Source organism: Fluviispira sanaruensis (genome assembly GCF_004295685.1).
In the GTDB taxonomy this organism is placed as follows: domain Bacteria; phylum Bdellovibrionota_B; class Oligoflexia; order Silvanigrellales; family Silvanigrellaceae; genus Silvanigrella; species Silvanigrella sanaruensis.
In genome coordinates this window covers 41733-55905 of sequence record NZ_AP019368.1, presented here as the reverse complement: position 1 = coordinate 55905, position 14173 = coordinate 41733, and the positions used below count along the sequence as shown (strand labels likewise).

General features: G+C 31.5%; 12 protein-coding genes and 1 pseudogene. 4 read left to right on the top strand and 9 right to left on the bottom strand.

Going from position 1 to position 14173, the window contains the following annotated elements:
• Positions 1-5: 5 nt before the first annotated feature.
• The 3 genes and pseudogenes from EZS29_RS16275 to EZS29_RS00250 form a co-directional block, all read right to left on the bottom strand.
• Positions 6-167, bottom strand: a pseudogene (locus tag EZS29_RS16275) (zinc ribbon domain-containing protein); the annotation flags it as partial.
• An 871-nt stretch (positions 168-1038) separates the two neighbouring features.
• Entirely contained in the window at positions 1039-1200 is a 162-nt protein-coding gene (locus tag EZS29_RS15780; RefSeq protein WP_172603682.1) for a hypothetical protein, read from the bottom strand.
• A gap of 370 nt (positions 1201-1570) precedes the next feature.
• Positions 1571-2170 (bottom strand): hypothetical protein, encoded by a 600-nt coding sequence (locus EZS29_RS00250; protein WP_130605370.1) that lies wholly within the window; start codon positions 2168-2170, stop codon positions 1571-1573.
• A 1335-nt stretch (positions 2171-3505) separates the two neighbouring features.
• On the opposite strand from EZS29_RS00250, the gene EZS29_RS00245 reads away from it, so the two are divergent.
• Positions 3506-4408 carry a ParB/RepB/Spo0J family partition protein gene (locus EZS29_RS00245; protein WP_172603681.1) on the top strand — a complete coding sequence of 301 codons (903 nt, stop codon included), beginning with the start codon at positions 3506-3508 and terminating at the stop codon, positions 4406-4408.
• 121 nt (positions 4409-4529) lie between these two features.
• Here the strand turns inward: EZS29_RS00245 and EZS29_RS00240 are convergent, their stop codons facing one another.
• Positions 4530-5861, bottom strand: a complete 1332-nt coding sequence (locus EZS29_RS00240) for a PhoH family protein (RefSeq protein ID WP_130605366.1) — start codon at positions 5859-5861, stop codon at positions 4530-4532.
• Between the two features lie 146 nt (positions 5862-6007).
• On the opposite strand from EZS29_RS00240, the gene EZS29_RS00235 reads away from it, so the two are divergent.
• Both EZS29_RS00235 and EZS29_RS00230 read left to right on the top strand, forming a co-directional pair.
• Entirely contained in the window at positions 6008-8260 is a 2253-nt protein-coding gene (locus EZS29_RS00235) for a hypothetical protein (protein ID WP_130605364.1), read from the top strand.
• A gap of 81 nt (positions 8261-8341) precedes the next feature.
• Positions 8342-8998 (top strand): HAD family hydrolase, encoded by a 657-nt coding sequence (locus EZS29_RS00230; protein WP_130605362.1) that lies wholly within the window; start codon positions 8342-8344, stop codon positions 8996-8998.
• 62 nt (positions 8999-9060) lie between these two features.
• On the opposite strand, the gene EZS29_RS00225 is transcribed toward EZS29_RS00230, so the two are convergent.
• Positions 9061-9894, bottom strand: coding sequence for a substrate-binding periplasmic protein (locus tag EZS29_RS00225; RefSeq protein WP_130605360.1), 834 nt, complete (start codon positions 9892-9894; stop codon positions 9061-9063).
• Positions 9895-10530: 636 nt separating this feature from the next.
• Between EZS29_RS00225 and EZS29_RS00220 the strand changes: the two genes are divergently transcribed.
• Positions 10531-10842, top strand: a complete 312-nt coding sequence (locus EZS29_RS00220) for a YqfO family protein (RefSeq protein ID WP_130605358.1) — start codon at positions 10531-10533, stop codon at positions 10840-10842.
• Positions 10843-10956: 114 nt separating this feature from the next.
• On the opposite strand, the gene EZS29_RS00215 is transcribed toward EZS29_RS00220, so the two are convergent.
• The 4 genes from EZS29_RS00215 to glmS all read right to left on the bottom strand — a co-directional run bounded on the left by EZS29_RS00215 (position 10957) and on the right by glmS (position 14169).
• Positions 10957-11151: a hypothetical protein gene (locus EZS29_RS00215; protein ID WP_130605356.1), complete on the bottom strand. Its 195-nt coding sequence runs from the start codon at positions 11149-11151 to the stop codon at positions 10957-10959.
• Positions 11148-11585 (bottom strand): ATP-binding protein, encoded by a 438-nt coding sequence (locus EZS29_RS00210; protein ID WP_130605354.1) that lies wholly within the window; start codon positions 11583-11585, stop codon positions 11148-11150. The genes EZS29_RS00215 and EZS29_RS00210 overlap by 4 nt, the downstream gene beginning before the upstream one ends.
• A gap of 244 nt (positions 11586-11829) precedes the next feature.
• The gene (locus EZS29_RS00205; RefSeq protein ID WP_130605352.1) at positions 11830-12294 is read right to left on the bottom strand and encodes a methylglyoxal synthase; all 465 of its coding nucleotides are present in this window, start codon (positions 12292-12294) and stop codon (positions 11830-11832) included.
• Positions 12295-12318: 24 nt separating this feature from the next.
• Entirely contained in the window at positions 12319-14169 is a 1851-nt protein-coding gene (gene glmS / locus EZS29_RS00200) for a glutamine--fructose-6-phosphate transaminase (isomerizing) (RefSeq protein ID WP_130605349.1), read from the bottom strand.
• Positions 14170-14173: the final 4 nt, after the last annotated feature.

The following is a 14173-nucleotide window of genomic DNA, read 5'->3' as shown; positions in this document are numbered from 1 at the left end:
GGTATTCACACTTTTTTATTTTTCACCCTTTTCTTAAAGTCCAATTCTTTTATAAATAGTTTTATCAAAGAAATTTCCTGGGGTAATATGTTCTTGTATGCATTGAGAATATTTATACTCGCATTTACGTCTCTGCCATGTACAGCTCCGCATTTTTCACAGTTCCATGTACTTCAACATTGATTTAAACATTCCAATCCCTGAGTTTAAAGATATTCTTGATATCTTTTTATTGCGATTCATGAATTTTTTCAGCATTTGAGCAAGTAGCAAGAGTTTGTATCTTAATGTCTATACCAATTTCTTTATTATCTTCTCTTTTAATTCCTATTGTTTCACTTGCAAATGTGACATTAAGAAACCAATGACCACTTTTATCTTGGCAAAATGAACCTGTTTTTATTTTTACATCATCTGAAAGATCTCTTGAGTTCCAAAAAGAAAACTCATTTTTATTATAAGATATTTTCCATTATGAATTTTAATTGCGGTTGCTTTAAACGGTATCCATCACAAAGTTCTTTTCCAACGCCAACGCAATAGTGTTTTAAACTGAATCCTGTGTGTGATGAATTCTTGAGAATTTTTACAGAATGAGACATCTTAGAAAGAACTCTATTAGCTCTCCCTGAATCTTTAGTTCAGTATTGATATGTTGTAATCATGGAGTTATTTAAGAAGAAATCAATAGACATTTGGAGATTGTTCTCAAATTTTTCCTCAAATGATGCAACAACCCATTTATATCATAGAAGCAAAGTTTTTTTTACTTTTATCATAAAGGTGCGCAATGCTTCTGAATTGTTTTAATCTAGCGAATAAATTTTCTATTAAATGACGAATTTTGTATGCATGTATATCAAAAGCATCATTTGTAGTATCAATAAAGTTTTTCTTTTGAAGTATTATTGCTTGATTTTTATGATCCGTTAATTCTGTCTTATTTTATTATTGCCATATGTACGATCTGCATTTAAACTCTGAGCATTGCTCACTTCGATTAGTTAATTTCCTATTCTACTATCGTGCACTTGATCTTCACTTAAAAATAAAGTCTTTAAGATTTCCATGTGAGTCTGCAATTATATGTATTTTACTTGAGTTACCAAAAACAGCCCGACCAATATATTCTTCTTTTTTGCTTTTTGAATTTACAGAAGGCAGAAGCGCTTTAACTATTGTTGAAACAATAAATAGCATTCATTATCTAATTAACCCTGAATTTTTAAATATAATCCTCGCAAAATTCCTAGTTTTGGCCGTCGATTAAATTTATTAAAGTGAATTTTAAATTCTTTCAGTAATTGTGTTAGCCTCAACTAAATTGAATCAGTGAACATCAGCCTCAACATTTTTCAGTCTTTCTTTAGACGTTGTAATGCAACTTTTGCGGGAAACAAGCCAAAAATAAACGTATCTTCAATATTTGAGCAAACACCCTAAATTATACAAAAAATAAAAAATATTTTTCAGGCAGGCAGTTATGATTGGAATAAAGTAACTGATGAATTTGTCAAATCAAAAAGTTTTTCTCAATCATGATAATGTTAAATTGAATATTTTGAATGGACTACTTTTTAGTTTGCATACTAAGACTGATTGTAGCTTTTCCATTACTCTTAAATGATTTACACAGATTTTCTGTACTCGAAACTAAAATAATTTTATTGCCAGTTACCTTTACATTGAATGAATCATTTAAATTTTTTTCAGCTAAAAATGATCTATTAGAATCTAGTTTACAAACTGCATGATTTGCTTTATCATTTCTAAGCATAGCATTACTCACAAATGCGACTTTACCATCCGGATTACTCACGAAATCTAATCTTTCGTAATACTTACACGTTATCGGTTCTGTTGGTTTTTTAATTGTTATAAGGGATTTTTCCGTTGAAAAATCAAATACCAATGAATTGATTGAGTCACTCACTGTATTGATGGCATTGTAATCATCATAATTATTATCGTAATTATCATAATTATTATTTAGATAAGTAGATAAATCTACATTTTTTCCCTGGCATGAGATTTCACTTAATTTATATAAACCTCTAATACTATTAATCGACTGAGCGCTATTTTTTTCTGATTCTGTTTTCTTACACGAATATAAAGCAGAAGCAATTAAAAATACTGTTGATGTAAAAATAATTTTATTAATATTCACTATTTAACCTTTACTAATATTATTTATAATAGATGTTTGGTAGAATTCCACCAAAATTAGACTTATAGCAAAAAAATATAAACAATCAATACATTTTATTAGATTTAGTAATCAAATTTTTTCCAATATGAATAAGCCCATAAAATAAATCATTTATACTAAGTTATTTTTACTTTTTAATAACAAAGATATATGCTTCAAATTTTTTTTAATTTACCAAATAATTTTTTTTATGATTATCTAATTTTATATATAAACTTATAGCAGTCATCATTTATTGGGTTAATAGAATTTAGAATTCTTTTTTTTATGAATTTAATTTTCTCTTATTTTTATTCACTTAATTCTTGAAATACAATTCCATTTTCTGTATTAATTATTTCAAAAAATTTATTTACAATCTGACTATCAAGCACTTATACTTCACTTTTAATAAAATAGATTTATAGTCATGTATATCAAGCGAAATTCTAAGGAAGATCTTTCAATAAGGCTCATAATCCAATTTTTGAAAAATATATGCTAAATTTCAACACTTCTTTAATATTTACATTCTAAAAATGTTAATTAAACATTAAATTTTTTTTTCTAACTCTGTATAATTCTTGAATCGTATATTTTTTCTATCGCCGCAAAAATATCCATTAGAGTCATTCCCATCTCGATAAGAAATTATATAATGATTTTCTCTCCACTGCTTTTCTATCCCAAATGAAAACAAATACCCCCATGTTTCACGTGAAACAATAAGTCGATAGTTCTATGAATTCATTATTATAATTTAAGTAAATCTTTATGGTATTGGTGTCTAAAAATATGATGACAACTTATCAATCAGACTTAAAGATTCAGGGAAAACAAAAAGAGTGTTATCTAAGCCGTCTCTTTCTGAAATATGGTGTGGAGTCTAATAGACAAACCTGATGTTATACTCTTAAAAATTAAGAGGGTAAAATGAATTGACAATTAAAAATCAGAGAAAAAAGAATCAATTTAAAGTATAGATGATCAAGATATTGGTGTTAAATTTAATTTGTCTCAATATACTCTTCACTTATGCTGCGAGCTGTTGTTAACTGAAAATATTATATTTCAAGAAGTTACAGGATTTTAAAATAATTCTATCAATGCCAATCTCACCACGATAGGAAAATTTATCCTATTTCTTCTCTCCACCGTTTTTAAATTTTATGTGAAAATCAAATGACACAATGTTTCACGTGAAACATCTTTACTCAATTACCTAATAAGAAAAGACTAAATGAACCTAACTGAAAACTTGAAATTTTCTATCTTTTAGAACTACTGTCAAAAACCATGCTGAAGGAGAAAACAATGTCGCAGCAAATGAACCAAAGTGAAAAACCTCAAAATGAAAAACAAATTCCTATACACTCTATTCAACGATCACTTGATCAAACAAAAAATTACTATCAAAACCAAAGGATAGAATACATATCAATCCATTTACTCTGCCCAATGGAGAATCAACCTAGATACACTTTTGAACAAGAGAGTCTTGAAGAGCTTGCGCAAAGCATTCGTACCTATGGTATTTTACAACCCCTGATCGTTTCATTGGAAAAAGATGGTCAAATTACAATCATTGCGGGTGAACGGAGATGGAGAGCGGCAAAAATTGCAGGGCTAGATTCCGTACCATGTATTGTTCGAGATTTGCACGACCATTCTCGTTTAGAACTTGCGCTCATAGAAAATATTCAAAGAGAGTCATTATCAGCACTTGAAGAAGCTCACTCCTTGAAATTGCTCATAGAGGAACACAATTACACACAAGATGCCTTAGCTTCTCGAATAGGAAAAAGCAGAGCTACCGTAACGAATACGATTCGCCTCCTCAGTCTACCTGAAAAAGTGCAGTCAGACCTGCAAAGCAAGGTTATCACAGCAGGACATGCACGAGCACTATGTGCACTGAATAACGAAAAACTGCAGCTTAAAGCCCTTTCAATCGTAGTGAAGAAAAAACTATCTGTTCGACAAACAGAAGATTTAATAAAAAACTTAAAATCAGAGAAATTACAAAAAACTTTAATAGACTCGATCTCTCCTGACTTAAGATATGTATGTGATCAGTTCAAGGGACATTTAGGAACGAAGGTAAAGATCACAGGTGATACAAATAAAGGCAAGATTGAGATTAGCTACTATACCCTAGACGATTTAGAGAGAATTTCTGAGCTTATTTTGGGAAATCTGATTTCTTCTGGAAAATAATTTTCTACTGTTACTTTAAAATTTGTCTTAAAAATTAATAAATTTTTATTTTAAAAAATTAATTTACATATTTTTTTGTTACTTTAATTTTAAGAATGAAAATTATTTTTTTGTTACTTTATTATAGTAAGCTGGCAGCTATTGTCGCAAGTGCAGATCTCTCGCCTTTTACTAATGAAACATGGCCCGCAATAGCTTCTTGCTTCATACGCTCTACAACATATGTCAATCCATTCGATGCCGCATCGACATATGGATTATCTATTTGATACGGATCTCCTGTGAGAATTATTTTAGTATTTTCACCTGCACGCGTAAGAATAGTCTTAATTTCATGAGGAGTAAGATTTTGTGCTTCATCAACTATAAAATATTGATTAGGAATTGAACGACCTCGAATATATGTCAATGGCTCAACTTCCAATATTCCTTGATTGATTAATTCATGATAACTTTGAGATAATCTTTTTTGTCTACCTTGTGCAACACCACCTAGCAAAAGTTCTAAGTTATCAAAAATTGGCTGCATCCATGGATTTAATTTTTCTTCCAAAGTACCTGGTAAATATCCAACATCACGTCCTAAAGGAAAAATAGGACGACTCACTAAAAGTTTTTGATATTTAGATTCATCGGTTGTTTTTTCAAGGCCCGCAGCTATGGCTAGCAAGGTTTTTCCTGTACCAGCAGTACCAACTAAAGTTATTAACTTTACATCATCATCCAGTAATAAGTCTAAAGCAAAACTTTGTTCAAGATTTCTTGGATAAATTCCCCAAACAAAATCTTTTCCACCCAGATTTAAATTTTTTAAATTACCCGTCACATGATCATATTTACCATAGACAAATTGTAAAGAATCCCTATTGTCTCGTAATATAACATATTGATTTGGCATCAACTCATAATCTTCTAAAGAAATACTACCCGATGATAAATATTTTTTTAAAATTTCAGCATCAACCTCGAATTCAACTATTCCAGTATATAACTCTTCAATATTTACTTTATCTGCTTCAAAATCCGAAACACTAATTCCCAAAGCATCTGCTTTAATTCTTAAGTTAGAATCTTTGGTAATTAAAATAACAGCCATGTTTGGAGTTTGTCGTTTTAAAATAAGTGCAACACTTAAAATTAAGTTATCTGGTTTTCTTTCAAAATGTGCTGGTAATAATGCCATATCGGATTCTAAAACCACGTAAACACGTCCACTGTCTTTTCTATCAGTAAACAATGGTATTCCGTTACTTAAAGATCCTTTTTCACGCAGATCATCCAAAATACGCGAAAACTGTCTCGCATTCCGTCCCGTTTCGCTTAATCCTTTTTTAAAAGTGTCCAATTCCTCAATGACTGAAATTGGAATATAAACATCATTATCTTCAAAAGAGAAAATGGCGCTTGGATTGGACAACAACACATTCGTGTCAAGAACGAATTTCTTTTTCAACCCTGTACCCCTTCTGCAAATAATCCGACCCAAAGAGGGATCGGTCTCTTACAAGAATTCAATTCTTACTCTATCATTCCATGAGAACGTTTTGAGTTTAACAGAGTCAGGCATTTTTTTTTAGGGCAACCGCAGGAGGAAATGAAATGGCCACCATGCATTCAAAAGAACTTCTCAGTTCCGTGTCAGAAAGTGTTCGCAGAGAATTTAAAGAGCAAAAATACATTTTATCATATGATGAATATCTTGACATTTTTAGCAATGAACCCAGACGATTGATTCGCAACGCATCTGAATACATGCTTGATATGTTTAAGTTTTTCGGACTAAGCGAAGTTAAACATGGTTTTAATCATACGAAAAGGCATTTTAAGCTTTTTGAAAGAGTACGTGGTAAAAATAAACCCGCAATCACAGGTCAAGAAGAAGCGCATGAGAGTATTTACAGAGTGCTTGAGCAATTTGTTCGCCAAGGTAAAATTGATAAACTAATCTTATTACATGGTCCAAACGGTTCGAGTAAATCTTCGACGGCTGAGTCCTTAGCAAATGGTTTAGAAGAATATTCAAAAACTGAAGAAGGTGCTGTCTATAAATTCAATTGGATTTTTCCTTCAGATAAAATTGGTTATGAAGGGCTCGGTGATGCTCTTAATAAACATATTGGTTTTGGTGACAATAATCCAAGCCGCAATGGCAATAAAAGTTTTGCCCATCTTGAAGATGATGAAATAATGTGCAAAATAATAAGCGAAATGAAAGAAAATCCGATTTTTGTCTTACCCAAAAAAGAACGTGTGGAATATTATAAAAAAGTTATTGGAAAAAATTTAAACAGCGATGAAATCCCTGCTTACTTAGAAGAAGGTGCACTCGGAGCAAAAAGTAAAAAAATATTTGACTCACTTCTTGTTGCTTATAAAGGTGATCTTGAAAAAGTTTTAAGACATGTACAAGTTGAAAGATTTTTTTATAGCAGTAGATATCGCGTTGGAATCGCATCTGTAGAACCACAAATGGCTATCGATGCCCAAGATAGACAAATAACTATGGAAAGAAACATTCAAAATATACCACCCGCACTGCAAAACATTCGGCTATTTGAACCACAAGGAGAATTGATCGATGCAAATCGTGGATTTATTGAATTTGCTGATTTACTCAAACGCCCACTCGATGCTTTTAAATATTTATTATCTACAATCGAAAAAATGAATATAAATCTATCCAGTGGGATAGCTGATCTCGATCTCGTAATGATGGCGAGCGCAAATGAAAAACACCTCGATGCTTTTAAAAATTCTCCAGATTGGCCATCATTTAAAGGTAGATTTGAGCTTGTGCGCGTTCCATATCTATTGTCTGCTAAACTTGAGCAAAAAATTTATGAAGAAGATATAAAAATAATTGAAAAGACGAAAAAAATTGGACCACATTCCCTCAATTTACTAGCAAGATGGGCTGTTTTAACACGCTTACGTCAACCCGACCCTGACTACTATGATCCAGGCATAAGGAATTTAATTGCCCGTTTAGATCCATATGACAAACAGGCTCTTTATGACGGCAATGAACCTTCAAATGCATTTTCAGAAGCAGAAAAAGGACTGTTAAAAAAGCATGTCGAAGAAATTTTGAAAGAAAGCCAAAGCTCTGTAGCTTATGAAGGTCGCTTTGGGGCAAGTCCAAGAGAAATGAAGATGTTACTTTATTTTGCAGCACAAAATGAGCGTCATGACTCGCTTTCAGCAATAGCACTCTTTGATGAAATTGAAAAACTCACTCGGGATAGAACTATATATGATTATTTACAGTTTGAACCGCGCGGTGGATATCATGATTATCGTGAATTTATAAAATATATTAAGTCACAATATGCTCTCTTTTTCCATAGAGAATTTTTATCTGCGTTGAATTTATATGATGAAGAACAATATATAAAAGCATTGCAGCGTTATATGAAAAATGTCACTTCCTATTTGAAAAAGGAAAAAATGCAAAATGAAATCACCGGTAGACATGAAGATGCGAATGAAAACATAATGGAAGAAATGGAATCTCTAATGGGTGCCACAGGAAACAAAAGAGAAATAAGAGAAAGACTTGTCGGTAAAATTGCTTCATGGCGAGTCGAAAGACCAAATGAAGAACTTAATTTTGCCAAAGTATTTGAACAAGAATTAGCAACAATTGCAAAGAGAATTTATGAAAGTAAAGAAGAAGAAATTAAAAAGATTAAGTCCGCTATGATGATGCATGGTAGCGATGATTATAAAAATCAACCAAAAGAAATTTTGGAAACATGTGAAAATACCTTTGTAAATTTAGAAAATAGATATCATTATACAAAGAAAAATGCTTGGGAAAGCTTAATTTTTTTAAACTCCATGAAAAAATGATTCTATTTAATTAAATAAAAATAAACAAATAAATATTTCGATTTGTGAAACACTTTCCGAATCGAAAAACAGGATAAATACATGAATAAGTATAAGTATATTATTTTTGATTTCAATGGAACGCTTTGTGATTCCAATAAAGCAGTTGAATATTGTCTGCTAAAAACATTAGAAAATTTTAACATTCACAACCTTAAATATGACATAAAAAATCTCCTTTCCGAAGATTACAATCAGCAAGAAATTTTCAATAAATTAGCCCCAAATACAAATATTAATAACTTAATGAATAGTTATAAAGCATTTTATAATTCAGGAAAAGGTAATAATTTAAGTAAAATTTATCCTGGATTGTATGAAATACTTGATATTTTAAAATCAGGAGATTTTAAAATAATTCTTAAGAGTCAGAAAAATATAAATGAAATGACTGACTCGCTTTCTTTTTTCAGATTACACAATTATATTGACTTATGTATAGCAGAAAATGAGGGGACACACGATAAAAAACACTCTGATATTTTCAATGATATTATAAAAAAAACATACTCAGATATAAATACCGAAAACATCTTAATGGTTGGCGATACAGAGCCTGATATTCAATTTGCCAAAAACAACTCGATTGACTCATGTTGGGCCACTTATGGATATGGAAATGTCGATAAATGCTTATCTTTTCAGCCTACATACTTTATAGAATCTCTCATCTTTCTACTTGAGATCTTAGATATTTGATTGCTGGTCAGAATAGATGAAATAGCTATAACTCACTCTCATAATTTATAAATATTCGTCTATTAATCAGGCAATAAATAATATTTTTTTATTTCTTTTTCAGTAAAGTATTTTAAAAAAAACTTCTTTAAGGTACCATCTTTTACAATACTTTTAATAATATTATCCCACTTATTAAACTCTTCTTTTGAGAATACTTTTTTGGAAAACATAATATTAGAATTTAAGATTTTCTCATCAGAATTCCAATCAGTCAGAACAACTTCTTTTTTAAAACCAGTCAATTCTTTTGGATACCTCTTATAATTACCATAAGGAGCAAATATACCTTGCACATGATTTTTATTTAATTTCATGTAAAGCTGTTCCTGGGTTACTGATTCTTCTATTCTATTTAGTTTTCTCATTTTATCAACAAAATCATCTAACTTTTGACTTCCATGCAGATATCCACGTATGACACCAAATACCGCACTTTCATTTTTTATAAAACCTTCAAGAGTTTTATCTTTTAATTCTTTCCGAACTAATGCATAATTTTTAATTTTAGTATAACTTGAAAAATAAGCGAAACTTTCTCTTTCCTTACTTATAATAGCATTCGTACCAAAGTCTAGTTTTCCACTTTTTAAATCTTTCCAGATTCTGGCTCTTGGCGCTGTGTATTCATATATTTTACAACCACTTCTTTTAGATAATTCATGGAATATATATTTATTTATTCCTTCATTTTTACTTTGTATATAGTAAAACCCAGTATCATAAAACGCCACACTAAATTCTTTAAAACAAGTTGGTTTTTCGGAAGCATAAGCAAAATGCGCATAATAAAATATAAAAAAGAGCTTAAAAATAATGTTTATGAAAATTGATTGATCAGTTATTTTTTTAACCATACACAACCTTACTTTAATATTATTAATAATTTGCTACTCATACTATAATATACGAAATCAAACATCATCGGTCAAATTAAAAAAGTAAACTATTCAGATTTGTAAAATTCTTAGCTAAAAATTAGCTTCTCTTAACGTCTTCTTTTGAATATTAACACAAAAGTTAGATATTTTACAAAAGCATGAGAAGAGTTTGGAAAATGACTTTGAGTGGCTTAGGAGCTCTTACAAAGACTGTGAAATTTGCCTGAAGTGAATAAAAGTCAGATAGACTAAATTCTAGTGTGTTTAAATGCAAATTGTGAGGAATGATACTTATAGGCTAAATAATTGGACCGGACTTTCTATTATTTTTTTTTGAAATATCTCTAATAATATATAATTATAAAAAACCAATATAAACGCAAAGATAATTTCTTTTAAAACATTATTATTTTTTTAAGCTTACCACACATTTTATGCAGTAAATTTAAATCGTCTTATTTGACAAAAGCGAAGAAATATTTAAAATTTTTGGATGACGCTGAGCGACTCTTTTGGTTTTTATGTTTCAATTTTATATTAAGAAAAAATGCAACATAATATCATTCTAAATCATCCTCTTGCTCAGAACTAAATTCACATAAGGGAATTCAAATGTATAAAATATATTTTTTTGTTCCAGAAACACACGTTGAAAATGTTAAAAATGCCATGTTTGCAAATGGTGCTGGACAAATAGGTAACTATAGCTGCTGTGCCTGGCAAACTATAGGCGAAGGTCAGTTTATGCCGCTAAAGAGCAGCAATCCATTTATAGGTGAACAAAATAAACTTGAAAAAGTTCCTGAATACAAAGTTGAAATGCTTTGCTCCGAACAGAATATTCATGAAGTAATTAAGGCATTAAAAACAAGTCATCCTTATGAAGAGCCTGCTTTTGAAGTTGTGCGTTTAGAAAATTTCTGAATTTATTTGGAAACCACTTATTATTAATTAATTTTTATTTTACTCGTCTATAGATAGCAAAACAAAATAAACAATAATTTTCAGTATTAATCCTACTCTTATTTTTTCACATCCTTAAATTATCTCTTCATTCTCGAAATACGCTGTTACTATAATCGATTTCTTTATGTGATACTTCTCAAATAGATCAAGACCACTGTCTTTAAATTCATAAAAATCATAATAGCAAAGACAGAAACTATCTTTTAAAGTGTCAAAATGCAAATGAGCCCATTCACTGAAAGATTTTGGATTGTTAAAATGAGTCATTTTAACCCCATACTCAAATATAAGTAAATTATTAAGACACTTGTCTCATACTCATGAATTCTTTGCTCGTCATCAATAATAACTGTTTGCTTATTTAAGATTTTAATTTTTGGAACAAACCAAATTGGCTCTTTTGTTCTTACTAAATCTATAGATATTTTTGTACCAATATCAACTTCAGAATTTATGCGAAGGCGCTCACTCCAATCACAAATTGTTAAACGAGCATGAAATAAACCAAGTCCTCTTCCAGACTCTTCATTAAAACTAGCCCCTCCAACTCCAATTTGAGAAAAGACTTTTAAAGGAATTCCTTTACCAGGATCTTCAACTGTTATATATATTCTATCCTGTTCGTGAAGCCTTATTTTTACTAAAATTTTACCTTCACCATTTGGCAATACTTCAAAGGCATTGTTTATAAGATTAGACATTATTCTTTTTCAGTCTGAATAATTCAGCTTTGAGAAAAGCCCATATCTGCTCACTTCATAGATATCACCTTCTATATTATGATTACAGTATAACTAATCCCAAGTTCAGAAAAACATAGCAATCGTATCGCATATAAAAATAAAAAATCACTCAAATTTTAACTGAAAAAACAAATGGTGAGCGATATGAAGAAAAAATTCCAGATGCGAGATACATTTGGGAAAAATAGAAAATAGACTTTAATTAAGGGCTTTTTCTATTTTTATACACAGTGAAATCAGTCACTGTTTTAATATATTTTCCAGAAAAATAGGGAGACGTTATCAGGAAATCGGCGGAAGACTGATTGCAGGCAAGCGGGACATTCCACACCACAGCCACTCTTAATAATGCTCGGACATCGGGATCATGTGGTTGGGCGGCAAGAGGATCCCAGAAAAAAAGAACAAGGTCGAGTTTCCCATCTGCAATATACGCACCCGCTTGCATATCTCCACCCAAAGGACCACTTTCAAAACATGTGACTTCGAGTCCTGTTTCGCGCTCTAAAAGTTTTCCTGTGGTGCCAGTGGCATAAAGGTTATGTTTAGCTAGTTCTTTCGCATGTAAAACAGCCCACTCCAATAACTCTCTTTTTTTATTATCATGGGCAATAAGGACAATATTTTTTCTCTCAGGTATATTGATTTTTTTATATTGAGAGCTCATTTTACTTCCTTATTATATTTTGTTTTATTCTACAGTAACACTTTTTGCTAAATTCCGAGGCTGATCAACGTCTGTTCCTTTTTTAACAGCCACCCAATAAGATAACAAATGTAACGGAACTGTAGTTAAAAATGGTTGAATAAGCTCTGAGCATTCTGGCACCCCGATAAATTCGTCGGAAATACTTTTTAAGTTTTCATCCCCTTCTGTGCCCACTGCTAAAATCTTTCCACCGCGTGCGCGAATTTCTTCAATATTGCTTATTGTTTTCTCATAATAACTGTCCTTAGGAGCAATACAAACAGACCATATATTTTCATCTATAAGAGCAATGGGCCCATGCTTAAGTTCTCCCGCAGCATAACCTTCTGCATGAATATAAGATAATTCTTTGAGTTTGAGCGCACCTTCCATGGCGACATACCACTGCGGACCTCTGCCAATAAAAAGAATACTCAGTGCATTATAAAATTTCTTAGAAAGATGTTCAATATAACTTGATAGAGTCAAGGTCTTCTCAAGTAAACTCGGGATTTTAACAAGTTCATCGATATATTCTGCAATTTTTTCGGATGAAAGCTTTTTTTGTTCCTGCGCCAGAGCTAAACCTAGAATAATAAGGGAACTGATTTGTGCAGATAGAGCTTTTGTGCTCGCAACACCCACCTCAGGTCCAGCATAAATAAGGCTTTCATCATGACAATTATGAGCAATTGTGCTTCCAGGCATGTTCACAATCGCAAGTGTTTTAGCACCATTTTCTTTGGCAAATTTTATTGCTTGCAAAGTGTCAATTGTTTCTCCACTTTGTGAAAGTGCGACACTTAATGTCTTAGCTGTCACTGTGGGCGTTCTATATCTTGATTCACTTGCGAGATCCACTTCAACTGGAATTCTTGTGAATTGTTCAATAAAGTAACGAGCGAGACAGCCTGCATAATAACTTGTCCCACAAGCTACAATTTGAATGCGCTCAATTTCTTTTAAGTTTATTTTCGATATTCCATAATTTTCAAGATTAATTTTACCTATATCACGATCGAGTCGACCTTTGATTGTCTGCGCAACCGCCTGTGGCTGCTCATGGATCTCTTTTAGCATATAATGATCATAACCATTTTTATCGAGCATAGCAGTGGACCATGAAATTTCTATTGGCTTTCTTAAAACTTCTTTTCCTGCAAAATCGACAATGGAAATACTTTCTGCATTTAAGAAAGCTATTTCTTTATCTTCCATAATAATGATAGAACGGGTGTGATCGACAAGAGCCGTTATGCCCGACGCCATATAATTTTCATTTTTCCCTAGTCCCAGAACAATAGGAGACCCATATTTTATAACAAATAAAGTATCAGGCACATCGGTGCATAAAATCCCAAATGCAAATGCACCGTGGATTTGAGAAACTAAGGAAAAAATAGCTTTTTTTATGCGCTCAAAACTATTCTTTTCTTCTGCCAATTTTTTATATTCATAATTTAATAAATGCGCTGCAACTTCGGTATCGGTCTCACTCTGGAATTTATAGCCTTTAGTTATTAGAAAATCTTTTAAAGATTTATAATTTTCGATAATACCATTGTGTAATAACACTATATTTTCAGAACGATGGGGGTGTGCGTTACTCTCTGTTGGCTTTCCATGCGTAGCCCAACGGGTATGACCTATACCTATTCTTGTACTCGCTGGGAGATTTGCTAATTTATTTTGTAAATTATTTAATTTTCCTTCAGCTCTCTGAATAAAAACTCCATCGGAATTCATCATTGCAATACCCGCTGAGTCATACCCTCTATACTCTAGGCGCTTCAGTCCATTGTAAAAGAATTCTGGAGTTGCATTCGAGCCAATATACCCAATCACACCGCACATATAT